At 56.5% G+C, this 26,603-nt stretch carries 23 protein-coding genes; 22 read left to right on the forward strand and 1 reads right to left on the reverse strand.

Annotated features, from left to right (window positions below; translation table 11 throughout):
* Positions 1 to 76: 76 nt before the first annotated feature.
* The 11 genes from dnaA (at position 77) to GSUB_RS00055 (ending at position 13,889) form a co-directional block, all read left to right on the forward strand.
* Complete coding sequence (dnaA, locus tag GSUB_RS00005) at positions 77 to 1,444, forward strand: chromosomal replication initiator protein DnaA (protein WP_040198527.1); 1,368 nt, start codon at positions 77 to 79, stop codon at positions 1,442 to 1,444.
* A gap of 239 nt (positions 1,445 to 1,683) precedes the next feature.
* Positions 1,684 to 2,802 carry a DNA polymerase III subunit beta gene (gene dnaN / locus GSUB_RS00010; protein WP_040198529.1) on the forward strand — a complete coding sequence of 373 codons (1,119 nt, stop codon included), beginning with the start codon at positions 1,684 to 1,686 and terminating at the stop codon, positions 2,800 to 2,802.
* A 71-nt stretch (positions 2,803 to 2,873) separates the two neighbouring features.
* Positions 2,874 to 3,956 (forward strand): DNA replication/repair protein RecF, encoded by a 1,083-nt coding sequence (recF, locus tag GSUB_RS00015; RefSeq protein WP_040198531.1) that lies wholly within the window; start codon positions 2,874 to 2,876, stop codon positions 3,954 to 3,956.
* Positions 3,949 to 6,360 carry a DNA topoisomerase (ATP-hydrolyzing) subunit B gene (gene gyrB, locus GSUB_RS00020; RefSeq protein ID WP_052464238.1) on the forward strand — a complete coding sequence of 804 codons (2,412 nt, stop codon included), beginning with the start codon at positions 3,949 to 3,951 and terminating at the stop codon, positions 6,358 to 6,360. Before recF ends, gyrB begins: the two co-directional genes overlap by 8 nt.
* A 66-nt stretch (positions 6,361 to 6,426) precedes the next feature.
* Entirely contained in the window at positions 6,427 to 8,940 is a 2,514-nt protein-coding gene (gene gyrA, locus GSUB_RS00025; protein ID WP_040198533.1) for a DNA gyrase subunit A, read from the forward strand.
* Positions 8,900 to 9,757: a tetratricopeptide repeat protein gene (locus tag GSUB_RS00030; RefSeq protein WP_040198535.1), complete on the forward strand. Its 858-nt coding sequence runs from the start codon at positions 8,900 to 8,902 to the stop codon at positions 9,755 to 9,757. The genes gyrA and GSUB_RS00030 overlap by 41 nt, the downstream gene beginning before the upstream one ends.
* Before the next feature lie 18 nt (positions 9,758 to 9,775).
* Complete coding sequence (locus tag GSUB_RS00035; RefSeq protein ID WP_040198537.1) at positions 9,776 to 10,777, forward strand: NAD(P)H-dependent glycerol-3-phosphate dehydrogenase; 1,002 nt, start codon at positions 9,776 to 9,778, stop codon at positions 10,775 to 10,777.
* Positions 10,778 to 10,786: 9 nt separating this feature from the next.
* On the forward strand, positions 10,787 to 11,299 hold the full coding sequence (locus tag GSUB_RS00040; protein WP_144401896.1) for a peptidylprolyl isomerase: 513 nt from the start codon (positions 10,787 to 10,789) through the stop codon (positions 11,297 to 11,299).
* A gap of 142 nt (positions 11,300 to 11,441) precedes the next feature.
* Positions 11,442 to 12,182 (forward strand): endonuclease/exonuclease/phosphatase family protein, encoded by a 741-nt coding sequence (locus tag GSUB_RS00045; RefSeq protein ID WP_040198539.1) that lies wholly within the window; start codon positions 11,442 to 11,444, stop codon positions 12,180 to 12,182.
* A 28-nt stretch (positions 12,183 to 12,210) separates the two neighbouring features.
* Positions 12,211 to 12,888 (forward strand): endonuclease III, encoded by a 678-nt coding sequence (nth, locus tag GSUB_RS00050; protein WP_235269856.1) that lies wholly within the window; start codon positions 12,211 to 12,213, stop codon positions 12,886 to 12,888.
* Positions 12,889 to 12,893: 5 nt separating this feature from the next.
* On the forward strand, positions 12,894 to 13,889 hold the full coding sequence (locus tag GSUB_RS00055; protein WP_052464240.1) for a TAXI family TRAP transporter solute-binding subunit: 996 nt from the start codon (positions 12,894 to 12,896) through the stop codon (positions 13,887 to 13,889).
* A 7-nt stretch (positions 13,890 to 13,896) separates the two neighbouring features.
* Here GSUB_RS00055 and GSUB_RS00060 read toward each other — a convergent pair whose 3' ends face one another.
* A complete protein-coding gene (locus tag GSUB_RS00060; RefSeq protein WP_040198540.1) occupies positions 13,897 to 16,302 on the reverse strand; it encodes a penicillin-binding protein 1A in 2,406 nt (801 codons plus the stop codon).
* A gap of 314 nt (positions 16,303 to 16,616) precedes the next feature.
* Between GSUB_RS00060 and GSUB_RS00065 the strand changes: the two genes are divergently transcribed.
* The 11 genes from GSUB_RS00065 to ybgF all read left to right on the forward strand — a co-directional run bounded on the left by GSUB_RS00065 (position 16,617) and on the right by ybgF (position 26,517).
* Complete coding sequence (locus tag GSUB_RS00065) at positions 16,617 to 16,943, forward strand: hypothetical protein (protein WP_052464242.1); 327 nt, start codon at positions 16,617 to 16,619, stop codon at positions 16,941 to 16,943.
* 16 nt (positions 16,944 to 16,959) lie between these two features.
* Positions 16,960 to 18,408 carry a pyruvate kinase gene (gene pyk, locus GSUB_RS00070; protein ID WP_040198541.1) on the forward strand — a complete coding sequence of 483 codons (1,449 nt, stop codon included), beginning with the start codon at positions 16,960 to 16,962 and terminating at the stop codon, positions 18,406 to 18,408.
* 30 nt (positions 18,409 to 18,438) lie between these two features.
* On the forward strand, positions 18,439 to 19,113 hold the full coding sequence (queC, locus tag GSUB_RS00075; RefSeq protein WP_040198543.1) for a 7-cyano-7-deazaguanine synthase QueC: 675 nt from the start codon (positions 18,439 to 18,441) through the stop codon (positions 19,111 to 19,113).
* A 269-nt stretch (positions 19,114 to 19,382) separates the two neighbouring features.
* On the forward strand, positions 19,383 to 20,165 hold the full coding sequence (folE2, locus tag GSUB_RS00080) for a GTP cyclohydrolase FolE2 (protein ID WP_040198544.1): 783 nt from the start codon (positions 19,383 to 19,385) through the stop codon (positions 20,163 to 20,165).
* Positions 20,166 to 20,293: 128 nt separating this feature from the next.
* Positions 20,294 to 21,337, forward strand: a complete 1,044-nt coding sequence (locus GSUB_RS00085; protein ID WP_040198545.1) for a PAS domain-containing protein — start codon at positions 20,294 to 20,296, stop codon at positions 21,335 to 21,337.
* Positions 21,338 to 21,529: 192 nt separating this feature from the next.
* Positions 21,530 to 22,192 carry a protein TolQ gene (gene tolQ, locus GSUB_RS00090; RefSeq protein ID WP_084211593.1) on the forward strand — a complete coding sequence of 221 codons (663 nt, stop codon included), beginning with the start codon at positions 21,530 to 21,532 and terminating at the stop codon, positions 22,190 to 22,192.
* A gap of 2 nt (positions 22,193 to 22,194) precedes the next feature.
* Positions 22,195 to 22,635 (forward strand): protein TolR, encoded by a 441-nt coding sequence (gene tolR, locus GSUB_RS00095; RefSeq protein WP_040198547.1) that lies wholly within the window; start codon positions 22,195 to 22,197, stop codon positions 22,633 to 22,635.
* 12 nt (positions 22,636 to 22,647) lie between these two features.
* On the forward strand, positions 22,648 to 23,574 hold the full coding sequence (locus GSUB_RS18905) for a TonB C-terminal domain-containing protein (protein WP_052464245.1): 927 nt from the start codon (positions 22,648 to 22,650) through the stop codon (positions 23,572 to 23,574).
* Positions 23,575 to 23,580: 6 nt separating this feature from the next.
* On the forward strand, positions 23,581 to 24,870 hold the full coding sequence (gene tolB, locus GSUB_RS00105) for a Tol-Pal system beta propeller repeat protein TolB (RefSeq protein ID WP_040198549.1): 1,290 nt from the start codon (positions 23,581 to 23,583) through the stop codon (positions 24,868 to 24,870).
* A 123-nt stretch (positions 24,871 to 24,993) separates the two neighbouring features.
* On the forward strand, positions 24,994 to 25,572 hold the full coding sequence (gene pal, locus GSUB_RS00110; RefSeq protein WP_040198551.1) for a peptidoglycan-associated lipoprotein Pal: 579 nt from the start codon (positions 24,994 to 24,996) through the stop codon (positions 25,570 to 25,572).
* A 72-nt stretch (positions 25,573 to 25,644) separates the two neighbouring features.
* Positions 25,645 to 26,517, forward strand: coding sequence for a tol-pal system protein YbgF (gene ybgF / locus GSUB_RS00115; protein ID WP_052464247.1), 873 nt, complete (start codon positions 25,645 to 25,647; stop codon positions 26,515 to 26,517).
* The last annotated feature ends 86 nt before the right edge of the window (positions 26,518 to 26,603 follow it).

Raw genomic sequence — 26,603 nt, forward strand, 5'->3', positions numbered from 1 at the left:
CCTGTTCACAATATTGTTAAAAACCTGGTAGGCAGATGTGGACTGCTCTTCTACCTCAAAAAAACGAATCGATTTTATGGATACTCTCTGGCGTGAGACTCTCGAACAGCTGGAACAGAAGCTGAGCCCACAACTTTTTTCGACCTGGATAAAACCCATCGAATTTATCCGGGTAGAAAAGTCAAATGTCTTCCTTCGGGTTCCCAACCGTTTTTTTCTTGACTGGATCCGGGACAACTACGTTCGCAAAATAGAAGAAACCCTGGCCGACGTAGGCGCCGTCGAGTACAAAGTTGAATTTGAAGTTTCATCGCGCCCCCGGCAGCAGGAAAATTCGCCGGCTAAAAATTCGGAACAGACAAAAAAGGAATCTTTCACGCCCGCACCTCAGGCGGCGTCCGCCAAACCCGCGGCAGAAAACTGGAATACCAATCTCAACCCAAAGTACATTTTTACCGATTTCGTATCAGGATCTTCCAATCAGTTTGCCCATGCAGCCGCCATGGCAGTGGCCAACAATCCCGCCACGACCTACAACCCCCTGTTTATTTACGGCGGAGTGGGGCTGGGCAAAACTCACCTGGTCAATGCCATCGGCAACGCGATCCTCAAGAAAAACAGCTCCATGCGGGTGTGCTATTATACGTCCGAAAAATTTATGAATGAATTGATCAATTCCCTGCGTTATGCACGAATGGATGAATTCCGCAATAAATTCCGCTCAATGGACGTTCTTCTCATCGACGATGTTCAATTCATTGCAGGTAAGGAGCGCACCCAGGAAGAATTTTTTCATACCTTTAACGCTCTGTATGAATCACACAAACAGATTGTCGTCACCTCGGATAAATTTCCTAAAGAAATTCCGGGTCTGGAAGAGCGATTGAGATCGCGCTTTGAATGGGGCTTGATCGCCGATATCCAGCCGCCGGATGTTGAGACAAAGCAGGCTATCCTCAAAATGAAGGCTGAGAAGAACAGGATCAACCTTCCCGAAGAAGTCATCCAGTTTCTGTCCAATTCAATCACCAGCAACGTCCGTGAACTGGAAGGTTTCCTGATCCGCCTCGGTGCATACGCCAGCCTGACCTCTACGCCGATCACCCTGGATCTGGCTCGGGAGGTGCTCAAGGACATCCTGGTAGAAAAAAACAAGGAGATCACCGTCGAAGAAATACAGAAGGTGGTCGCCCAGCATTTCAGTCTCAAGGTTGCCGATCTCAAGTCGCCCAAAAGGCTCAAGGCGCTGGTGCTCCCTCGTCAGATCGCCATGTACCTGTCGCGCCAGCTGACCTCCCAGTCTTTTCCGGAAATCGGCGATAAATTCGGTGGTAAAGACCATTCCACAATAATCCATGCCATCAAAAAGGTGGAAAAGCTCATGGAGGATGATTTTCAACTGCGTACCACCGTCGGCAATCTCAAAAATGCCCTGAGTCGCTGACACGGAATAAGCTGTGGATGGAGGAGTGCACCCACCGGGGATAAACCAGCCGCCGTGAGTCATCCACAAATTGCCGGTTTTTATGCCGCCTCCAACCACGATTCAATCAACATAGCAAACGCGGGCGGTAACCGGACTCAACCATGCTGTTCACAGTTTCCACAGACAACGACTATTTGCTACTATAAGTATCTTTAAAACCCATAGTCTATAATCATTTCCTGTTGATCGGAGGATTCATGAAATTCGCGGTGGAAAAACAGGTCTTCCTCAAAGGCCTGGCAAAAATTCAGGGAATCGTTGAGAAAAAAAACACTATCCCCGTCCTGGCCAATGTTCTGATCACAGCGGAAGAGGACCGTCTCTGTCTCACCGCCACCGATCTCGAAGTCGGTATGCGAGCGTTTTATCCGGCTCGCATCGAGAGTGCCGGATCAATCACCGTATCTGCTAAAAAACTGTACGAAATTATCCGGGAACTTCCTGAAGGCGAAATTTCTTTTCGCGCCAAGGAAAACTGCTGGATCGAAATCCGGGGAGGAAAAGCGCTCTTCAACCTGGTCGGCCTTTCCCCGGAAGAATTTCCCTTTTTTCCCACCGCCGACGATAATGAAACCATCAGCCTGCAGAGCGATATTCTCTCAACAATGGTCGAGAAGACCGCATTTGCCATGTCCGCGGACGAAACAAAATACAACCTGAACGGTATCTTTTTTAAAACCCGCGAAGAAGATGGAAAACACGCCCTGGTCATGGCCGCCACAGACGGCCATCGCCTGGCAAAAATTCAGCGGCCTATCGACCAGACTTCCATTCCCCAGTTGGAGAAAGGAGTCATCTTTCCTCGCAAAGGTATCTTCGAACTGAAAAAAATCGCCGAAGAAGGGGATAATGAAATTAAACTCGGATTTCTGGAAAACAGCGCTATTATCAACAAAGGTGACACGACCGTCGTAATGAGACTGGTCGATGGAGAGTTTCCCGAATATGAGCGGGTGATACCGACCAGCAACAATCTGACCGCTCACATCCCTTCTGAAACTTTTCTTCACGCCTTACGGCGTATGGCAACTCTCTCAAGCGAGAAATCCAAAGGCGTTCGCATCGCTCTCAAGGAAGGACTGATGGAAATCTCGTCCTCAAATCCTGAACTGGGCGACGCCCGCGAGGATATTGAAGTTGACTATTCGGGTCAGGAGGTTGCCATCGGTTTTAACGCTCGCTATCTTCTCGATATCCTGCAGAGCATCGACGAGGAGCAGGTTGCTTTTCATCTCAAAGACAATCTGTCGCCCGGTTTGATGACCCCGGTCGAAGATAAAAATTATCTGGCAGTGATTATGCCGATGCGTTTATAATGAGCAATTGGGCTTCGAAAACTTGAAAAAGCCTTTGATTAAAAGGCTTTTTTTTTGGGAGTCCGCCTGATATGCTGATAAACGCTCTCAAATACTTGAATTTTCGTAATATCGCGGCGGAGGAACTGGCACCTTCTGAGGGGTTCAATGTTTTCTGGGGCCAGAATGCTCAAGGGAAAACCAATCTCCTTGAAGGCATTTACCTGCTGGGAACCCTGAAAAGTTTCCGTTCTTCCCGCATCGAAGACCTGCTTCAGTTCAAAACAGACCGGGCGCGTTTGAGTGCAAAAATAACCACAGCCCGGGTTGATCGTCATCTTTCCCTTATTTTGGAAGCCCAGGGGAAAAAGATCGAACTGGACGGCAAGGCGGTCCGCAAGGCGACCGATGTTTTAGGTACCCTGCGCCCGGTGCTTTTTTCGCCGGAGGAAGTTTCCCTGGTGAAAGGCCCGCCGGGGGGGCGACGGGATCTGATCGACCGTGCCCTACTGCAGGCGGACAGCGGTTATCTGCAGCGTTTCAATGAATTTCTGCGTATTCTGCGTCATCGCAACCAGTTGTTGAAGGACGATGCTCCTGAGCGTATTCTGGCGCCCTGGAACGAAAGCTATCTGCAGGCGGCTGCGCGTATCTCTGCCGACCGTTATGCTTACATCGAAGCCATTCGTCCCGGATTGCAGAAGGCTTATGCCCATATTGCCCAGAACGGGGAATGCGCCGATCTTCACTGTCGGGCACCGTCAAACGGTGGTTTTTACGACGATCTTAAACAAGCTCTGCAACGCAGCCGTTCAACTGAGCAGCGCCTTGGCCAGACCCAGGTCGGTCCTCATCGCGACGACCCGGGTTTTATGGTCGACGGTCGGCCCCTGCGGATATTTGGTTCGCAGGGACAGCAGCGCTGCTTCATCCTGGCTTTTAAAGCCTCGCAGATTGCCCATCTGGAACGGGAATCCGGCGAACCGCCTGTGCTGCTGCTCGACGATATCACCAGTGAACTGGACGCTTACCGCAAAAACTATCTGTTTGAGTTTCTGCGTGATCGTCGCGGACAGGTTTTTCTGACCACTACGGATCCCGAAGCGTTGTGTCGCGAGGGACTGGAACCGGCACGTTTTTATCACGTGAAAAAAGGACAATTGCACCATGAGTGACAACCAGCAAAATATCCTGCCCCCCGAAATTAAAAAAGACTACGGCGCTGACAGCATCAAGGTGCTTGAAGGGTTGGCGGCGGTGCGCAAACGCCCGGCCATGTACATCGGCTCTACATCCGTTCAGGGACTGCACCACCTGGTTTACGAAGTGGTGGACAATTCCATTGACGAGGCCATGGCCGGTCACTGTGACGAGGTCTTGGTCACCCTGCATATCGACGGATCCTTGACGGTTGAGGACAACGGACGTGGAATTCCGGTGGATATGCACCCCGGGATGAAAAAAACGGCGGCTGAAGTAGTCATGACGGTGCTGCATGCCGGCGGAAAATTCGATAACGACTCCTACAAGGTCTCCGGCGGTCTGCACGGCGTCGGCATATCGGTGGTTAATGCCCTCTCCTCACGCCTTGACCTGGAAATTCGCCGCAACAATGTTATTTACCGCCAGAGTTACGAACGTGGAGTTCCTCTTGCTCCGCTGGCCGAAGATGGTGCAACCAAAAAACGCGGAACCAAAATTACCTTCTGGCCGGACGCCGAAATTTTCGAAACGGTGGAATTCTCGTTTGAGACCCTCTCCCAGCGCCTGCGCGAGCTGGCATTTCTCAATGCCGGCGTCAAAGTCAATATTTTCGATGAGCGCAGCGAAAAGAAACACGAATTTCATTACGAAGGCGGCATCGTCTCCTTCGTGGAATATCTCAACCGTGCCAAAACCCCGCTGCATCCTCAGCCGATCTATTTCAAAGGAGAGCGTGAAGGGGTCGAAGTCGAGGTGGCGATCCAGTACAACGATGGTTACGACGAGAAGATCTTCTCCTTTGCCAACAATATCAATACCCATGAGGGCGGCAGTCACATGGCGGGTTTCAAGGGGGCGCTGACCCGCACCATGAATAACTACGCCACTGCCAATAACCTGCTGAAGAACGTCAAGACTTCCATCAGCGGTGATGATCTGCGTGAAGGGATGGCGGCTGTGCTTTCAGTCAAAATACCCGATCCGCAGTTCGAGGGGCAGACCAAGACCAAACTCGGCAACTCCGAAGTCAAGGGCTATGTCGAATCCCTGATGAACGAAAAACTGGCGGAATACCTGGAGGAAAATCCCCAGGTGGCGCGCAAGATCCTGGAAAAGGGGATCGAGGCGGCCCGTGCCCGCGAAGCGGCGCGCAAGGCCCGCGATCTGACCCGCCGCAAGGGGGCTCTGGAAGGATTGTCGCTGCCAGGCAAACTGGCCGATTGCCAGGAGAAGGATCCTGCTCTGTCGGAAATTTACCTGGTCGAGGGTGATTCGGCAGGCGGCAGTGCCAAGCAGGGGCGCGACCGACGCACCCAGGCTATTCTGCCCCTCAAGGGCAAGATCCTCAACGTCGAGAAGTCACGTTTTGACAAGATGCTGACCTCGGCGGAAATTCGCACCCTGATCACCGCCATGGGCACCGGCATCGGCAAGGATGACTTCGACGTCGCCAAGCTGCGCTATCACCGCATCATTATCATGACCGACGCCGACGTCGATGGTTCCCATATCCGCACCCTGCTGCTGACCTTTTTCTTTCGCCAGATGCCGGAGCTGGTCGAACGCGGCCACCTCTACATCGCCCAGCCGCCGCTGTACAAGATCAAGCGCGGCAAGAAAGAGATCTACCTCAAAGACGACGCCTCGCTGCTCGACTACCTGCTCGACGAAGGTACTGAGGGCGCAACGGTACAGATGGAAAAAAGCGGCAAGGTGCTGCGCGGCAAGCAGATTATTCCGACCCTGCGTAATATCATCGATTACAACAACCTTTTCGAGAAGATGACTCACAAGGGAATCAACCGCGAAATTCTGCGGGTGTTCGTTACCGGCAAGATTCAGAATGGCTTTGCCGACATGCTCGATCTCACCCCTCTTGCGCAGCGGCTTGAAGAGGTTGAGCCACGGGCCAGCTATCAGGTCCTCGAAGATCCGCCGCGCATCCTGTTTACCCTTGGAAACCTGCGTGCCCGCCTCGACCAGAACGGCCTCGAGATCCTGTCCAGCCCCGAGTACAAGATGCTGCTGCAAGCCTACCGCAAGGTGGAGGAAATCTGCCTGGAGGAGAAAGCCTTTATCTCCTACGAGAACAAGGACGTGCTGGAGGTGACGGATCGCCAGGAGCTGCTCGATCATTTCCTCGAGCGTGCCAAGAAGGGGCAGTACATCCAGCGCTACAAGGGGTTGGGAGAGATGAACCCGGAGCAGCTGTGGGAGACCACCATGGACCCGGACAAGCGGGTGCTGCTGCAGGTCAAGATCGAGGATGCGGTAGAAGCCGATGAGATCTTTACCGTGCTGATGGGCGATCAAGTGGAGCCGCGCCGCGAGTTTATCGAAAACAACGCCCTCAACGTCTCAAACCTCGATATCTAAAAATCGCCGGGCGTGCGGCGGCGAATAATGCCGTCGGCGCCTGCTCTTACAGAGGATCAGCGAACCATGCAGGAACAACCACCTTCAAATCGCTTCACTGTCAATATCGAAGACGAAATGCGCAAGTCCTATATGGACTACGCCATGAGCGTCATCATCGGACGTGCATTGCCCGATGTACGCGACGGCCTCAAACCGGTGCACCGGCGAGTGCTGTTCGCCATGCACGACCTGGGCAACGAATGGAACAAACCGTACAAGAAATCGGCGCGTGTGGTCGGTGACGTTATCGGTAAGTATCACCCCCACGGCGATTCGGCGGTCTACGATACCATCGTGCGCATGGCGCAGGATTTTTCCATGCGCCATCCGCTGGTGGACGGTCAGGGCAATTTCGGTTCAATCGACGGCGATTCCGCCGCCGCCATGCGTTACACCGAGGTGCGCATGGCACGGCTGGCTTCGGAGCTGCTGGCCGATATCGAGAAAGAAACCGTCGATCACGGGCTTAACTACGATGAATCGTTGAGTGAACCCCTGGTTCTGCCGGCTAAATTTCCCAACCTGCTGGTCAACGGCTCCGAGGGGATTGCGGTCGGCATGGCGACCAAAATTCCCCCCCATAACCTGGGAGAAGTAATCGACGGCCTGGTGGCCATCATCGATGATCCGCGTCTGCAGATCGAAGAGTTGATCGAAAAGATCCCGGGACCGGATTTTCCCACCGCCGGCTTTATTTTCGGTGTCGAGGGGATTCGCGAAGCCTACCGCAATGGCCGCGGCATCATCCACATGCGGGCGCGCGCCCTGGTGGAAGTGGACAAGCGCACCGGTAGGGAAGCGATCATCATCACCGAAATCCCTTATCAGGTGAACAAGGCAAGGCTCATCGAAAAGATCGCCGACCTGGTCAAGGAGAAGAAGATCGAGGGGATCAGCGACCTGCGCGACGAGTCGGACCGCGACGGGATGCGCATCGTCATCGAACTCAAGCGAGACACCATCCCGGCGGTTATTCTCAACCAGCTCTACAAGATGACGGCGATGCAGTCCTCCTTCGGCATCATCATGCTCGCTATCGTCAACGGGCAGCCGCAGATTCTCGACTTGCGCCGCCTGCTCGATCTGTTCATCGATCACCGCAAGGAAGTGGTGACGCGGCGCTGCATTTTCGATCTGAAGAAGGCCGAAGCCCGCGCCCATGTTCTGGAAGGCCTCAAGATCGCCCTCGAGAATCTTGACGAGGTGATCGCGATTATCAAGGGCAGCTCCAACTCCGGGGAAGCCAAGGAGCGCCTCATCGCGCGTTTCCAGTTTTCCGACATCCAGGCTCAGGCCATTCTCGATATGCGCCTACACCGCCTGACCGGTCTGGAGCGCGACAAGATCATGGCCGAGTACCAGGAGGTGCTGGCCCTGATCGCGCGACTCAAGGAGATTCTGGCCAGCGAAGTGGAAATTCTCAAGATCATTCGCGCCGAACTGATCGAGGTGAAGGAAAAGTTCGCTAATCCGCGCCGTACCGAGATCGTGGCCCGCACCGGTGAACTGTCGTTGGAAGACCTGATCGTCGAAGAGGATATGGTGGTCACCGTCTCTCACAGCGGCTATATCAAGCGCAATGCCGTCTCCCTCTACCGCGCCCAGCGCCGCGGCGGCAAGGGCAAAACCGGCATGCGCCCCAAGGACGAGGATTTCGTCGAGCGGCTCTTCATCGCCTCGACGCACAGCAACGTGCTGTTCTTTACCGACCAGGGCAAAGTCTACTGGCTCAAGGTCCATGAGATTCCCCAAGGGGGCCGCGCTTCGCGGGGCAAGGCGATTGTCAACCTGCTCAATCTCGCCCCCGGCGAGAAGGTGATGACGGTGCTGCCGGTGAAGGATTTCGTTCCCGGCAAATATATTTTGACAGCCACCCAGAACGGCATCGTCAAAAAGACCGACCTGATGGCTTATTCCAACCCCCGTGCCGGCGGTATCATCGCCTTGACCATCGATGAAGGAGATCGCCTGATCGCAGCGCGTCTTACCGATGGCGACATGGATATCCTGCTCGCCAGTCGCAACGGCAAGTCAATCCGCTTCCATGAAACGGATGTGCGTTCCATGGGTCGCACTGCGCGCGGTGTACGCGGCATGGCGTTGGAAGGTGATGATCTGGTGATCGGTATGGAGACGGTCACCGAATCCACTGCCGCCACGCTGGTGACCGTAACTGAGAACGGCTACGGCAAGCGCACCAGTCTGGACGAGTACCGGGTGCAGAGCCGCGGCGGCAAAGGGATCATCACCATCAAGGCTTCGGAGCGCAACGGCAAGGTTGTTGATATCAAGCTGTGCGAAGAGGATTCGGATCTGATGTTCATCACCGACCGTGGCAAGGTGCTGCGCACATCGGTCGGCCATCTTTCCATTATCGGGCGCAATACCCAGGGGGTACGCCTGATGGTCCTGGAACCGGATGAGCGGATTGTGGCGGTGGCCAAACTCGCCGAGAAGGAAGAGGATCAGGAACTCGACGAGGTGCTGGAGCAGGCCGATGGGGACGCAATCGACGACAATCCCGACGAAACGCCGTAAACAACCGCGAGGCATCATTTTTGCCGCGCTGTTGTTCATCATTGCCGCGGCCCTGGCCGGTGCTTGGGGATACTTCAACCAACCGCATCAGCGCATCTTACGCGGCAAGGCTCAGGTCGAGCGGCTTTTGATGGAACAGCGCTTCACGGAAGCGGCTCAATTGCTTCGCTCGATGCAGCAGGAAAATCCTCTCTTTTCCCAAGGGGCGGATTTTCTTTTGCAGGCGGGTGATGTGAGCCGGATTCATCTCGACCAACCGCAGTGGGCGCTGCTCGACTACCTTCTGCTCATTCAGAAATATCCCGATGACCCGGCGGCGCTGAAAGCACAGCGGCGAATTGCCGATCTGTATTTCGATCGATTGCAGGATTACCCGCGGGCGATCACTTTTTACCATGAGCTGCTGGAAGCCGGGGCTCCCGACCAGGGCCTGCTGCATTATCGTCTCGGTGAAGCCTATTTTCGCCAGGACAATTTTGAGCAGGCCTGTATCGAATGGGGACAGGCTCTGGAGTTCTATCCCGATTCGCCGCTGGTACCCGAAATTCTCTACCGTCTCGCCCGGACGCGCGCCCTGCAGGGACATGCTGATGAAGCCATTCAGTTTTATCAGACCCTGACGGAAGATCATGCCGGCGATCCTTTTGCGAAAGAGGGGCGCATCGGCCTGGCAGCAACCCTCGAGGAGCAGGGCAGACTGCGGGAAGCCCTTGATGTCCTGGAAAATTTGCAGGAAGATTCGCTCGACAGTCCTGCGCTCATGAGACGCATCGAACAGGTACGCGGGCGCATGGAACGAAAAAAAGAGGCGATCTGAAAAAAGCTGGGGGAAACCATGAATATTGCAGTGATTGGAGCAGGCAGCTGGGGGACCACTCTGGCAGATCTACTGGCGCGTAAGGGCTACCAGGTGACCCTGTGGGCGTATGAAGCCGACCTGGTTGAACGAATGAGCGCCAACCGGGTGAACGACCTGTATCTACCGGGCACCGTTCTGCATGAAAACCTGGCTTTCAGCAACGATCTGCCGCAGACCGTAACAGGTAGGGAGGTTGTGCTGCTGGTCCCCCCGTCCCAGGTCATGGCGGGCCTGATTCGCATCGCTGCTCCGCATTTTTGCGAAGATGCGCTGATCATTTCCGCTTCCAAAGGGATTGAGACCGAAACCCTGCGCATGATGTCAGAGGTGCTCGAGGATGAGCTGCCTGCCGCGCGTCATGAGGGGTTGACTTTCCTGTCCGGCCCCTCCTTTGCCAAGGAGGTGGCTTCAGGCATGCCGACGGCGGTGGTGGTCGCCAGCCGTGATCCGCAGCAGGCGCTACGGGCTCAGCAGATCATGAGTACCGAAAGTTTTCGGACGTATACCAACAACGACATTATCGGGGTCGAACTCGGCGGTGCCCTTAAAAACGTCATTGCGCTCGCCGCCGGGGTGGCCGACGGCCTCGGTTTCGGATACAACAGCCGGGCGGCCCTCATAACACGGGGGTTGGCCGAGATAACACGGCTTGGCATAGCCAAGGGAGCCAGTCCCGACACTTTCGCCGGACTGGCCGGCATGGGTGACCTTGTGCTGACCTGTACCGGTGATCTGTCCCGCAACCGCTCGGTGGGGATCGAACTCGGCCGCGGCCGCAGCCTCGAGGAGATTATGTCCGGTATGAACATGGTTGTAGAGGGGGTTAAAACGACCCTCGCAACCTACCGCCTGGCCTCCAAGCTGGGTGTTGATGTCCCGATCACCGAGCAGATGTACAAAATTCTGTATGAGGGAAAACCTCCACGGCAGGCCGTTTCTGACCTGATGGCGCGTGATCTCAAAGGGGAAGGGTTTTAAGGAGTGGTTATGAAATTGATCAAGGGACTCGTTCTGTTTCTGCTTCTGTCCGCATCTACGGTTATGGCTTCAGAACCTCAGGCGGTGATTCTTACCGATCACGGGGAGATCCATCTGGAACTCTACGAAGAGCAGGCGCCGCAAACGGTGGCCAATTTCAGGAAACTTGCCAAACAGGGTTTTTACGACGGCCTCAGTTTTCATCGGGTGGTTCCCGGTTTTGTCGTCCAGGGTGGAGATCCGGCCGGTAATGGCTCCGGAGGGCCGGGATATGATCTGCCGGCCGAAATAGACCCGCAGCTCAAACACCGCACCGGTACCCTGGCCATGGCCCGCAAAGGCGATCAGGTGAACCCTCAAAGGCGCTCCTCGGGCTCGCAATTCTACATCTGTCTTGCCCCGCAGCCCCACCTGGATGGTGCCTATACCATTTTCGGCCAGGTTAAGGAAGGGATGGATGCAGTTCGCAAGGTACGCGCCGGGGACCGTATTCTTGAAATCAAATTTGTCGAGGAGCGTTGAAAAATCGCTCTTCAATTTGATTGATGTCTGGTGTTTTGCGTTGAATATTTTATAATTTCCACTGCTTGTCGTTAAACAGCCCCACACTGGAAGGACCCTGCGCTAAAGGGCTGAAATCGGATTTTTCAGGGGAGCAGCGGAAATGTCTTCGACCATCATCCGCATTATGACCTATCAGGTCGACCATTGCCGGGGGCGTGACGGAAAGGTCGATCCCGACCGCATCTCCCAAGTCATCGCCTGTGCCCGACCGGATATCGTCGCCCTTCAGGGAATCGATGCCGAAGCCCCCTTTGACCATCTGATCCGTCTTGAGCAGCGCCTGGGGCTGAAAGCCTACAGTCCAGGGCGTCGCGATTGCAATGCCTACCTCTCCTCCTTGCGCCTCGCCGGACTGCGCGAATACGATCTCGGTCAACAGGGTGTGTGTCTGCGCGCGGACGCCGATGTCCATGGCAAACGCCTGCATCTGTTCAATATTCGCCTGCAACCGACTCTGGCCGGCAGAATCCGCCAGATTCATGCCCTGCTCGGCAGCGAGCTTCTCGGTGACGACGCGTTGGTCTGTCCGGTCATAGTCCTTGGTGACTTCGGCGATTTTTTCTGGAATTTAGGCAATCTGGAACTCAACATGCGGTTGCGTCCGGTGGCACGACCCCTCTGGCGTGCGACCTACCCGGCCTGCTTTCCGGTGATCGGCCGGGATCGCGCCTATCTGCGCGGCCAGGTCAAGGTGACGGATTCCTTTATCGAACGCTCCCCTCTGGCGCGGGAAGCATCCAGCCACCTGCCGTTGATTCTGACCACGGAAATCCATGAACCCGCACGCACTCTGCGCGTCAAGGAGATCAAGCGCACCGGCATGGAGGTGGCTGCGGGATAGCGATCGTAAAAGGGTTGTGGATAAATCTGTGAAAAATGTGAATAAACACTTTGATCCGTCAAATGAAGTTGATTGTAACAAGGCTCTTCGGGTTCTCGGTGCACTGGAACTTGCCCACCAGGACGCCCATTGCGCGCTGCATCATGAATCCGCCTGGCAGCTTCTGGTGGCGACCATTCTCTCCGCCCAGTGTACCGATGAGCGGGTCAATCAGGTGACACCCGCGCTGTTTGATCGTTTTCCCGGTCCGCTAGCCATGTGCCAGGCCCCGGTGCAGGACGTCGAAGAGTTGATTCGATCGACCGGATTTTTCCGCAATAAGGCGCGTCATCTGCTGGGGTGCGGATGTGCGCTGGCTGAAAAGTATCAAGGGCAGGTTCCCATAAGAATGAACGATCTTGTTCAACTGCCGGGGGTGGGGCGCAAAACGGCCAATGTGATTCGCGGGGTTGCCTTCGGACGTCCGGCGGTGGTGGTTGACACGCATGTCAAACGCATTGCACAAAGGCTGGGATGGACTCGTAAAAACGATCCTGTCGGCATCGAACGGGATCTGATGCGGTTGCTGCCCCGCAATCGCTGGACTCACACCGGGCATGTGATGATTTTTCATGGGCGCCGCATCTGCCGTGCCCCCACACCGCAATGTTCAATTTGTCCCGTAGCGTCTTATTGTCCCCGCTACGGTGTGGACAGATCACGGTGATATTTATGAAAATACGGATTTTGCCAGTTGTCTTGGCTGCACTGTCATGCATTTCTGCCGGCGCGGGGTGCGAGAAGCGCGGGCAGGGACTGCGCCTGGGGGGAGGACCCAGCGGCGGTACGTTTGTTGTTGCGGCACAGGCGGTCGCTGAAATCCTGCAGGAGGATATCACGGGGTTGCGGATCATCGTGGAACGCAGCGGCGGATCTCTGGCCAACTTGCAGGGCATTGAAGAAAAAGAACTGGATATGGCGCTGGTGTATGGTGCCGATCTGTATCTGGCGGCAACACCGTCGGATGGGGGCAGCAGGCTGCCTTCTCTGCAGCATACCCGGATTCTGGCCCGTCTTTACCCGGCCGCCGCACAACTGGTCGTTCTTGATGACAGCCGGATCAGGCTGCCGAGCCAACTGCGCGGGGCCCGTGTTGGAATCGGCAGCCCGGGCTCCGGTGCGTCCCTGGCTGCGGAGCGTTATTTTCGGGCCCTCGGCATCTGGGACCAACTTACACCGGTCTATATCGGCTATGAAGCGGCGATGGCCGAATTGATGCGGGGAAATCTCTCGGCGGTCTGGGAGATAGTCGGCGTGCCGAGCCCGTCGGTCACCCAGGCATCATCCAAGATCCCTCTGCGACTGCTCAACCTGCGCAGTTTGGCGGAACACGGCAATTTTTTTATTTCCAACCCTTTTTACCAGCCGATGGATATTGCACCCCATACCTATCCGGGGCAGGACAAAGCGGTGGAGACCTTCAGCGACAGCGCTTTTCTAGTGGTCAGCGATACTTTCCCCGCGGCTGATGCGGCACGTGTCCTCCAGGTCATCCTGTCCGAAAAGGGAATAGAGCGCCTGCGTGCTGCCCATCCGGCCTTAAGCACATTCTCGGCTGGAGAGGCGCATAAACAGGTGCCGGCACCTCTCCATGAGGGTGTGAATGAATTGCAGAATTTCGTGGCGCCACCCCAGGTTTCGCCCCAATCCCAATCCCAGTCCCGATAACGACCCATCATAGATCGAGGCGGAAAAAATCCTCGGCTCGCGGTTTTTCCTTATCCATGCTGTAGCTTGTCGGTGCCGTACCGGGAGCAAAAGCTTCTATGTAGAGGTCCGGAGCGTCTTCGACGGCCAGCAGACCGTTTTTTGGATCGATGGGCGCAAATTCGATGCTGTCGGGGACGGTGAAATGACGGGGCGCAACCTCGCGCAGGGCGCTTTGCATAAATTCAACCCAGGCTGGCGCTGCGGCCCGCGAACCGGTTTCCTGGCGACCCAGGGGGCGCTCCTGATCGTAGCCGACCCAGGAGACAGCCAGCAGCTGCGGCACGTACCCGACAAACCAGGCGTCTTTAAGATCGTTGGTGGTTCCGGTTTTCCCGGCCACCGGACGTCCCAGCGACCGGGCGCGCCAGCCGGTCCCTTCCTGCACAACGCTTTCCATGAGATTGGTCGTCAGGTAGGCGGTTTCCGGTGAAATGACCCGCACCGGCTCCTGGCGCAGCAGGCGCTGGTCGGCTTGCAGTCCCTGGCTGAAATCAGCCGGGTCGATCGATTCAAGTACCCGTCCGTCGCGATCTTCGATCCGTTTGATATAAGCCGGACTGACGCGAACGCCGCCGTTGGCGAAGACGCTGAATGCGGTCGCCATCTCCATGGGGGTCACCGCGCTGGAGCCCAGCGCCAGGGTCAGATCGCGCGCCAGCGGGCTTTCGATACCGAGTTTGCGGGCATAATTAATCGCATAGCCGACCCCGATATCCTCAAGAATCTTGACCGTGACCACATTGCGCGAGTGGGCCAGGGCCTCGCGCAATGTGGTCATGCCGTGAAATTTGTTCTCATAATTTTTCGGCTTCCACACATTGAGCTCGCCAGATTCAGCTTGCTCACGGTAGATCAACGGATTATCGAGAATCATGGTTGCCGGAGTGTAGCCTTTATCGAGAGCCGCGGCAAAAATGATCGGCTTGATCGCGGATCCGGGAAGTCTCTGCGCCTGAACGGCACGATTGAACTGGCTCTGTGAAAAATCTGCCCCCCCCACCATGGCTGTGACAAGTCCCGTTTTCGGATCCATGGCAACCAGCGCGCCCTGGGCCAGCGGAGGTTGTTCGAGTTCCACCCGCAATGCACCTTCCTCTGGTTCTTCAGAGGATATGAGGCGCACTTCAACGATGGAACCCAGGGGCAGACGGGTTTTGCCTCCGTCCACGTTGCCTGAGGGTGCGGCATCCGCCGGGACCACTTCGATGGACCCGGCCCATTTGGCCTGCTGCTTGTCGAAAACGGCCTGCCAGCGACCCAGGCGCAGTTTGACCGTAGATTTTGTGGAACCGGTGACCACCGCGCGAACCGGTTCCGTCACTGCGGCCAGACCGTCGGCAAACGTGCCGTTCATCTGCTCGTCAAGAAAATCCCCCACCTGTTCTTCCGTCAGGATGTCGAGGGGCCCGCGGAAGCCGCGTCTTTTGTCATGGGCGCGCAGGTTCTCCCGCACCGCTGTCTGCGCTGCCAACTGCTGATCGAGATCCATGGAGGTGTGGACTTCAAGTCCCTGGGTGTAGAGCACCTCTTCACCAAAACGGTTCTCGAGGTAGCGGCGCACCTGTTCTGTGAAATAGGCGGCGTCGCGGATATAACGATTTTCCCGTGGGTGGATTTCGATCGCCTGCTCGAAGGCCTGCACAGCCTGCGCGGCATCGATGAAGCCTTCCTTGACCATGCGCTCCAGGACATACTGCTGGCGGACTTTGGCGCGTTCGAAGTTCCGGTAGGGGGAGTAGCGGCTGGGTGCCTGCGGCAGACCGGCCAGCATGGCGCATTCGGCCAGGGTCAGATCCTTCACGTCCTTGTTGTAGTAGTTTTCCGCGGCGGCCTGCACACCGTAGGCGCCGTGACCGAGGTAGATCTGATTGAGGTAGAGGTAGAGGATTCCTTCCTTGGAAAGCCTCTGTTCCATGCGCCAGGCCAGAATCGCTTCCTTGAATTTACGCGAGAATTTGCGCTCCGGAGTGAGCAGCAGACTTTTGGCCACCTGCTGGGTGATGGTGCTGCCCCCCTGAACGATTCCGCCGGCACGCAGGTTTTTAAGTGCCGCGCGGGCAATTGAGGGCAGGTCGATCCCCTCATGCTGGAAAAAATTGGCATCCTCCGCTGCAACGAAGGCCTGAATCAGCTGCCGCGGCATGCGCTCCACCGGAACCACGATACGTCGCTCCTTGAAATATTCGGCGATAATCTCACCGTTGGAGCTGTAAACGCGGGTAATGACCGGCGGGCGGTAGTCGGAAAGCGTGTCGACCTTCGGCAGGGAGGCGGAAACGTAGTAGTAGGCGCCGACAAGGGCGACGGCAGGGATCAGGATGGCCGCTGCCAGGGCCAGGGCAATGTATTTGACGACAGGACGTAGAGACATGGAAAAAAGCCTTTTTTCAGGTGTTTCGACGAACACCTATGATACCATGAGGACAAAAGGCCAGCAACTGTTTTGCCGTTTCCCTTCATAGGGTGCTGTGATATGCTTTATAAGTATGTATATGCAAGGCAACTGTTCAGCATGGGGTCGCAACTCCCATGTCAAGGGACACTTTTCGCCGTCCCTGGCCGTTTGACTGGCGCCCTCCATGGCGCCAGACACCCTTGTCATGGGAGCTGCGACCCCACACAAGGTGAATAAATACTATGCAAGATTGTTTCTGCGGCCTAATTCAACGACAGGTGTTGCTCGTGATGAAAAAAATTCTCTTGTTTTCAGTCCTTTGTGCTTATCTTGTGCTGATCGGCTGTGCCATGTTCGGCAGTTGGAAGGCGATTCCTGCTCCGGGCGGGTGTGATCAGTGCCATGAAGCAGAGATCAACAACGATTGGAGCATCAAGGTTTCGCCGGTTGCTCTTAACGATGAGAGCGGTACGCCAAGCTTTCAAAAACCGACTTCAATGCTGCCGCGGGCCATTTCTCCCCTTGAACAGCAGAAGGTCACTGATCAGCGCTGTTTCCGCTGCCACAAAGGTCCGGACAAGGCTCATACCGAGTACAAGGGACGTTATCACCACTGATTTGCGGAGAAGAGGCATGTTCAGGCGAACCAAGATCGTTGCAACGGTAGGGCCGGCCTCTGCCGATAAAGAACAGCTGCGTGCTCTGATGGAGGCCGGGGCCGATGTGTTCCGGCTCAATTTTTCTCACGGTAGCCATGCTGATAAGGCACAGTGGATCAAGGATATCCGTGAGCTGTCCGTTCAGCGGCGCCAGGCGGTCGGAATCCTCGGCGATCTGCAGGGGCCCAAGATCCGCGCCGGCCTGATGGCGGGCGGTGCCATGCTGCTTGAAACCGGACAGCAGGTGGTTTTGACCACCCGCGATGTCCTGGGTACAGACGGTGTCATCCCCACGACTTACGAGGCACTGCCCCGTGATGTGATCGTCGGCAACCGGATCCTGCTGGATGACGGCCTGCTGGAACTGGAAGTTCTCAGGGTAGAAGATGAGGACGTCTTCTGCCGGGTTAAAGTCGGGGGCGTGCTTAAAGACCGCAAGGGGATCAACCTGCCGGGGGTCAAGGTCTCGGCTCCGGCCCTGACCGAAAAAGACGTGGCGGATCTCGATTTCTGCATTGAACACGAGCTCGATTATGTGGCTCTCTCCTTCGTGCGCCACCCCCGTGATATCTGGGAATTGAAAAACCGGCTGTTTCAGGTCAAGGCGGATCCGCTGGTGATTGCCAAAATCGAGAAACCGGAAGCGGTTGAGAATTTTGCCGACATTCTTGAAGCCTGTGACGGGATCATGGTGGCGCGCGGCGATCTCGGCGTGGAGATGCAGCCGGAGAAGGTGCCGCTGATTCAGAAAAATATCATCCGCGCCTGCAACGCCGCCGGAAAACCGGTGATTACCGCCACCCAGATGCTCGAGAGCATGGTCAGCAACCCGCGCCCGACCCGCGCCGAAACCTCCGATGTCGCCAATGCCATTCTCGATGGCACCGATGCGGTGATGCTTTCGGCGGAAACCGCCTCCGGCAGCTACCCGGTGGAAGCGGTTTCGCTGATGGCCCGGGTGGCCGAGGATGTGGAGACCGATCCCGCCCTGCGCAAGGTGGTCTTTCATCCCATCTCGGAAAACCGGGGCTATCGCCACCTGCCCGAGGCGATCGGCCAGGCCGCCTGCCAGGTGGCCTCAACCCTGGACGCTGCGGGCATACTCGCCTTCACTCAGACCGGCAGCACTGCGGCCCTGGTGGCCAAATTCCGGCCCAATGTCTCCATCTATGCGGTCACTCCCGCCCAGAAGGTTCGGCGGCGGCTGGCTCTCTATGCAGGAATCCGTTCTTTGCGGGTTGATATTGAGGGGGATACTGAAGCGCAGATCCGTTCCGTCGAAAAGGCGGTGCTTGATGCCGGCGTTCTCAAACGGGGCGAGGTCGTGGTCATTACCATGGGCAGCCCGGTTTCCGCTCCCGGGACCACCAATCTGATGAAGGTCCATCGTCTCGGCACCGGTGATTTTTATGAAGTGCATTGAAAAATGACGGATGCGGAGAAAACGACAGAGATGAAAAAAGCCGTTGTTCTTTACAGTGGCGGGCTTGATTCGACCACCTGTATGGCCATCGCCCGCAGTGAGGGATTTACCCCTTACGCCCTGTCTTTTGCCTACGGGCAGCGCCATTCGATCGAGCTGCAGAAGGCCCGCGAATATGCGCCGCGCATCGGCGCCGCCGACCACCTGGTGGTCGAGGTGGACCTGCGCCGCATCGGCGGCAGCGCCTTGACCACCGACCTTGAAGTGCCCAAGGCCGGGGTAGAGCCCGATGAGATCCCGGTCACCTATGTGCCGGCGCGCAATACCGTTTTTCTCTCCTTTGCGCTGGGCTGGGCCGAGGTGCTGGGGGCCTTCGATATCTTCATCGGCGTCAACGCCCTGGACTATTCCGGCTATCCCGACTGCCGCCCGGAGTATATCGCCTCCTTCGAACAGACCGCCAATCTGGCTACCCGCGCCGCCGTGCAGGGAGAAGGACGCTATCGTATCCATGCGCCCCTGATCGACCTGACCAAGGGCGAGATCATCCGCCGGGGCATGGAGCTGGGGGTGGATTATTCGTTGACACACTCCTGCTACGATCCCACCCCGGAGGGGCTGGCCTGCGGCACCTGCGATTCCTGCCGCCTGCGCCTCAAAGGCTTCGCCGAAGCCGGAGTCAGCGACCCGGTCACTTATCGTTGACAAGTTTTTTTAGCCACTAAGACTCTAAGATCACTAAGAAAACCATAAAATCTTTTTCAACGCAGAGGCGCAGAGATTTTGACGCGGAGACGGAGAGAATTTAATATTAAAAACAAGGTTTTTTAGGTTTTAAACCCAAAAGATAGTTTTTGATTTTCTCTCTGCGCCTCTGCGCTAAGTCCTCTGCGTCTCTCCGTTAAATCTTTTGATTTTCTTAGTGATCTTAGAGTCTTCGTGGCTAATCATATCCCCCACGAAGAGGTCCAATCATGGCAGAGATGCCCGATCTGCAGCAGTCCCCCGATACCCGCAACGTTGCCATCGACAAGGTCGGCGTGAAAAATATCCGCTATCCCATCGTGGTAAGCGACAAGAGCAAGGTGCGCCAGCACACCGTGGCGCGGGTCAACATGTATGTGGATCTGCCCCATCACTTCAAGGGCACCCACATGAGCCGTTTCATCGAGGTGCTCAATCTCTATCACGGTGAGATCAGCATCGAGAGCCTCGACACCATTCTGCACGAGATGAAAAAACGCCTCGAAGCGAGCCGTGCCTACCTGGAGCTGGATTTCCCCTATTTCATCGAGAAAACAGCGCCGGTTTCCGGGGCGGTCGGTTTGATGGAGTATCAATGCCGCATGCTGGGGATCCTGGGGGAAAAGCAGGATTTCGTGCTGGGGGTGACGGTACCGGTGACATCCCTGTGCCCCTGTTCGCGCGAGATCAGTGCCCGTGGTGCCCATAACCAGCGCAGCCTGATCAGCGTGCAGATACGCTATCGCGACCACGTCTGGATTGAAGACCTGGTCGGCTGGCTCGAGGAGTGCGCCAGCGCTCCTGTTTACTCTCTGCTCAAGCGCGAAGATGAGAAGGCGGTGACGGAGCAGGCCTATGACAACCCCATGTTTGTGGAGGATATCGTGCGTGCGGTGACCGTGCGCCTGTCCTCCATCGCCCGCATCACCTGGTTTCAGGTGGAATGTGAGAATTTTGAATCGATCCACAACCACTCCGCCTATGCCCTGGTTGAGCACAGGGAACAGCGATGATTTCCTCCCGCCACGAAGGGCCTGCTGTGGATAAAGCTGTGAAAAAAGTTGATAACTCCTGAGTTGCAAAAAGTTTAAAAGTGGTTTAATATTCATGGAAGCTAATATGGATATTCAAAGGAGCTTCCATGCGCTCAGTTAAACTTCTGATTTTAAACACCTTCATTGCAGCTCTGGTGCTCGGCCTTGTTTTTTCCTGGCATTATCACAATGCAATGGCAAAGGGAGAAAAAGAGTTTTTTTCCCAACAGATGCGTCTTGCACGTCAAAGTGCACTTTTGATCGAACAACAAAGTGAGGGTGTCGCGCCTGAAACGGTCATGGTGCAGTTGTTCGGCGATCGCAGCCAGGGGCTGCTGGGGAATAATCAGATCGCCTTTTACAGCCGTGAAAAACAGAGCTTCTCGCAACCTGCGAATTTACCGGCACCATTGATGCCGCCTCTGGAAAGCAGTCGCGATCTGGCCCAACGCCTGCAGCGCGGCGCTCATGGAAGCCTTTCTGTTGATTCGGAAAAGGGCAGGCTCCTGTTGACGTTTCTGCCCCTGGATCATAAAACAACGCTGGTTGTGGCTGCTGCACGAGATGAGGCTCTAGCGCCGATAAAATTTATGGGACGGTCCCTCTGGCTTCTGGTATTGCTGCTGCCAGCAGTGTTTTTGATGGCACTGCCCTTCAGGCGCGAACATTCTGAGACCGGCGGGGTGGAAAATAGCGAGATTGATTCTGAGTCGATGTCCGACCTGAAGGATCAAAACCGGTTGCTGGAGCAGGAAAATTCCATGCTGTCTGTTGCCCGCCGTGAATATCAACTGCTGGTTGAAGGGAGCAACATCGGGCTGGCGCGTCTCAATTCCAACGGTCAGATCCAGTTCTGCAGTCATGCCCTGCTTGACCTGGCGGGGTGCCGGCGTCAGGACATTACTGGTCGCAACCTGCTCGATCTTGATATTTTCTCCGCAGCGGATCAGGAAATTCTGCGCAATGCCGTGGCAGAGGTGCGTGAAGGCATTCCGGCCAGGCCGGTGATCACAACTCTTCATCCGGGGGAAACGGATAACTCGGTGGAAGTTTATTTCTCTCCTCTTCACATCGAAGGAACCCTGACCGGCATGATTGCATGGTTGCGCCCCGTTGATGGAAGGCTGAATCTCTCCGCTCAAGCCGGCTGAATCCCTCCTCCCTGACATGATGCCCGACCGCCGCCTCCGGCGAGAATTGCCCAACTTACTGTCGGATCTCGAAAAAACGTCGGGTCTGCCCGGGTGTTGACGCATCTGCCGTTGTTGACTTGTCCTGTGTGATCCTCGATAATCTGCACGTTGTCCTCAAGCCAATCTTTTTTCCTCAGTGGGAGGCGATCCTTGTTCGAGCTGATTCTCGACGCCGGGCCGGTAGTCAAGCTGGTCCTGGTGATACTGGTTTATTTCTCCGTCGTATCCTGGGCCATCATATTTTACAAGTGGCGGGTGGTTTACCGCGCTCTGGCTGATTCAGAGCGTTTCCTCGATTTTTTCTGGGCGAAAAAACGCTTTGACGCCATCGGCCAGGGATTGCGTGATTTTCCTCATACTCCCCTGACCACCCTGTTTCGGGAAGGGTATCAGGAAATGGTCAAGGGGCGGCAGCGCCGTGAAGGGGAGGACCCCGGGGCCGATTTCGGGTTCGGCGGCAATGTGGAACGCGCCCTGCGACGGGCAACCACTTCCGAGATTCAACGGCTGGAAAAATTTCTGCCCTTTCTCGCCACCACTGGCTCCACCGCACCCTTTATCGGGCTGTTCGGCACCGTGTGGGGGATTATGGATGCATTTCACGGCATCGGTGAAAGTGGCAGCGCCTCGCTGGCAGTGGTGGCGCCCGGTATCTCCGAGGCCCTTGTTGCAACAGCCATCGGTCTGGCGGCGGCGATTCCGGCGGTGGTCGGCTACAATCACTTCATTGCCAAGGTGAATAACCTGACCAACGAGATGGATAATTTCAGCCAGGAATTCCTCAACATCGTTGACCGCATGGGAAGGCGCTAGCCGTGGAAGTGGGTCGACGCGACAGTGGCCGGCGGGTGCTGTCCCAGATCAATGTGACGCCTTTTGTCGACGTCATGCTGGTGCTGTTGATCATTTTCATGGTCACCGCGCCCATGATGGAGACCGGCGTCGATGTCAATCTGCCTGAAGTCAGCGATGCGCCGACTCTGGAGCAGGCCGATGAACCGGTGATTGTCTCCATCACCCGCGATGGCCAGATAGCGGTGGGACGTTCACGGGTGGAAGGGGTTGACAAGCTGGTTCCGGTGCTGCGCCAGATTCTTTCCGCCCGGGAAAAAGAGGAAGTCTTCCTCGAGGCCGACCGTGATGTGGCCTACGGCGTGGTGGTGCAGGTCATGGCGGCCATCAAGGGGGCCGGCGTGGCCAAACTCGGCATGGTGGCCCAGCCGCAGGAAAAGGAAAGCGGTCGGCGTGATCGCTGATTTTCTTCGACTATGAACTTGAATCTGTCCGGACCGCGGGAGGCAAAGAAAAACGGGTCTGATCCGTCGCTGACACCGATGGTGGCCACCTCGCTGTTGCTCCATCTGCTGCTGATCCTGCTGTTTGCCGGGTTTCTCATCCCTCGTTCCACCCCCGACCAGCGCCCTGTTTACTACGTTGATCTTTCCCAGCTGCCGGTCGCTAACCCCCAGGCGGGACGTCCGGAAGCCGCGGTAAAGAAATCTCCTCCTGTAAGTGAACCTCCCCGGGCGGCACCGGCTCCCAAGCCGGAGCCCAAGCCGGAACCCAAGCCGGAACCCAAGCCGGAACCCAAGCCGGAGCCCAAACCGGAGCCCAAACCGGAGCCCAAACCGGAACCTAAGCCGGAGCCTAAGCCGGAGCCTAAGCCGGAGCCTAAGCCGGAGCCTAAGCCGGAGCCTAAGCCGGAGCCTAAGCCGGAGCCTAAGCCGGAGCCTAAGCCGGAGCCTAAGCCGGAAAAGGGCTACGATGACACCCTGAGTGCCATCGAGAAACTGCGGCAGAAGCGCGAGATTGATGCACTCAAGGAAAAAATTGCCGCTCTTGCCGCAGGAAACGAAGGACCTGCCTCGCCAGTCTCAGATGCCCCGGTGGGAATGCCCGACGGGCAAGGCGACGAGGCCGGAGCCTCCTATCAGGCCTGGCTGCAGACGTTTTTCAAGGCGCAATGGAACCTGTCGCGCTACCAGGTCAGCCGTCGCGACCTCGAAGCGCGTGTCAGGGTGACCTACAGCGCCGACGGACGCCTGATCACCTACCAGTTTCTGGATGAATCCGGTGACCGGGTATTTGACGATTCGGTGCGCTCGGCTATTCTACGGGAGAGGAATCTACCTTTCGAACTGGAGCGCCGCAGTGATTTTACGATCGTTTTCAACCTCAAGGATCTTCTGGAGTAGAACCTTATGTTTCGTTTTATCCTGACCTTTTTTCTGCTGCTGGCCTTTGCCGCTGGAGCCGGAGCGGAGATTGAAATCCGCGCACCGGGACAGCAGACCATTCCGTTGGCGTTGACGAGCTTTATTCCCCAGGGTGCCGATGCTCCTGCAGGGGTGGCCGAAGAGATCAACGCGGTGCTGCAGGCCGACCTGGAACTCTCAGGTCTGTTCAACTTCATCGATCCCGCCTCATTCCTCTCCGATGCACGGAATGAAGGGCTAAGCAGCACCCAGGTCGACTTTTCACAGTGGCGCATGCTCGGCGCCGAATCCCTGGTCAAGGGGGTTTATCGCCTCGAAGGGGAGCAGTTGATTGTCGAAGCACGCCTGTTCGACGTCACCCGCCGGCGCATGCTCGACGGCCGGCGTTATGTCGGCAAGCCTGCCGATGCGCGGCGCATGGCGCATGCCTTCGCCGATCAGATCCTGCGCCGTCTGACCGGCGAACCGGGACCGTTCAACAGCAAGATCGCCTATATTTCCAATGCCACCGGTCACAAGGAACTCTATTTGATGGATGTGGATGGGCATGGGCCGGTTCGCATTACCAATCACCGCTCCATCGTACTCAACCCGGACTTTTCACCGGTGGGCAAAGAGTTGATTTTCACGTCCTACAAACAAAACAGTCCCGATCTCTACCGCAAGGAGATCTACTCCGGGCGCGAAGCGCGCCTGTCCGCCCGTGAGGGGCTCAATATCAGCGGACGCTATGCGCCTGACGGGCGAGAGATCGCTCTGACCCTGAGCTACCAGGGCAACCCGGAAATTTATCTAATAGGAACTGACGGCTCACTGCGCAAGCGGCTGACCGACGACTGGAACATCGATGTCGATGTCAGTTGGAGTCCAGGCGGCGATCGGCTGGCCTTCGTCTCCGACCGGCAGGGGGGCCCGCATGTCTTTGTCATGGATATCAACGGCAAAAACCTGCGGCGACTCACTCCCGCCCGCACCTACAACGCCACGCCGGACTGGAGTCCGCAGGGTGATCGCATTGTCTTCAGCCGTTTGAAGGATGGGCGCTTCGATCTTTACACGGTGCGTCCCGACGGCAGCGGCGAACGCCGCCTGACCTTCGGCAAGGGCAGCAAGGAGCACCCGCGGTGGAGCCCCGATGGACGCTTCATTGTCTATTCGTCAGACGAAACGGGGGAAAAGGCGATTTTCGTCATGCGAGCCGACGGGACCGGCGCCCGCCGCATCTCCCCTCCCGGGGGGGCGGCCAGCCATCCGGCCTGGTCCGAGAACTGGTAGCGGTCCAACCGCGCTGGTTGTTGTTGTTTTTTACGCTGTGTTCGCTATAATGGGCGGGTTTTTACCGGTTCGACTTGATGACCGATATATATGAGAGCTGGAATCTTTTAAGGAGTAGATCCAATGAAAATCAAACAGCGGATGAGACTGACAGTATTGCTGGTTATGGCAGCATTTCTTGGTTTTGCCGGATGCGCCAAAAAACCGGCGACTGAGGATTACGACGACTACAGTCAGCCTGTGGAGGAAACACGCCTCAGCGAGGAGGATCTTGCGGGATATCAGGATGGCGACATCAGCGAAAGTGCTGTGGCGGAAGATATGCGCGAGGATGAGCGCTTTCGGGACGGATATGGCGAGGATGCCTTTGAAGCGCTGCAGCGCATTTTCTTTGAATTCGACCAGTACACCCTGTCCACCGAGGCACGCCGGACCCTGGCCCGCAATGCCGATTACCTGAAAGAGAATCCTCAGATCAAGGTCCTTATTGAAGGCCACTGCGATGAGCGCGGTTCCGATGAATACAACCTGGCCCTGGGTGAAAAGCGGGCCCAGGCGGTTAAAAACTACCTGGTGTCGCTGGGGGTGGAACCGGGGCGGCTGTCCGTGATCTCCTACGGCGAAGAATTGCCGCTGGATCCAGGAACGGGTGAAGAGGCCTGGTCGCGCAATCGGCGAGCCGAATTCAAGCCGGTCGAATAGTTTCTTCCAAAGATGATCAACCAGGGGCCGCGCATCGCGCGGCCCTTTTGCCTGAAGGGGAGGTCAATCGTGATGCGAAAGACCGTAATTTTTTCGATACTGCTCACATTCGTGGTGGGATCCCTGCTGCTAGGCGGATGCATCCCATCGCAGACCCAGTTGCGCATGGAGCAGGATCAGCAGGAGATGAAACGCCGCCTGGCGGAGATCGAACGCCGCGTTCTCGGGCGTTCCGAGGAGCGGGCCCAGGAAACCGGTGCACGACTTGAGACTCTCTCCCGGCGTTTGGCTGAACAGCAGGCCGCACTCGATACTCTGCGTGTCGACCTGCAGACCATCAATGGTCGCCTGGAAGATATGTCACGGGAAAATAATGCCTTGCGGGACAATATGGATTTGATTCGGGATGACCTCGATCTGCGCCTCAGTGCTCTGGAAGATCGGTTAAGTGCTTCCGAGCAGGCAGGTTCTTCCGCATTGCGGGCGGCACAGCAGCCCATAGCCGAGGGTGGCGGCGTCAAACCGGCCGCTGAGTTATCCGGTGAGCCGAAAAGTGCCGCGCAGGATTCTTCTCCCAAGGCTCTATATGAGCAGGGGCGCGACGCAATCCTGCGCAATGGCGAATTTGCCCGTGGGCGTGAAACGCTTGGTAAATTCCTGCAGCAGTACCCTGATCACGAGCTGGCGGTCAATGCCCTCTATTGGATCGGTGAGGCCTATTACGGCGAGAAGAAGTATGAGAACGCCATTCTCCAGTTTCAGGATGTCATCGAAAAATACAGTGACCATCCCAAATCCGCCGCTGCCATGCTGAAACAGGCCCTGGCGTTTGATGCCCTGGGTGATCGCGACAACGCCCTGGTCATTCTGCGTCGTGTCGGTGAGCGTTACCCGTTGTCCGAAGAGGCGCGCAAAGCAGAGGAATTTCTCGATAAATGGTCTTGATTCAGGGTTGAGCCACTTTTTTTTCTTGAGGAATGTGTTTTTATACAGTTCCGAAAGGCGGGAAAGCGGCTTTTCTTTTCTAGAAA

Origin of the sequence: Geoalkalibacter subterraneus (genome assembly GCF_000827125.1) — a bacterium.
Lineage (GTDB): Bacteria > Desulfobacterota > Desulfuromonadia > Desulfuromonadales > Geoalkalibacteraceae > Geoalkalibacter_A > Geoalkalibacter_A subterraneus.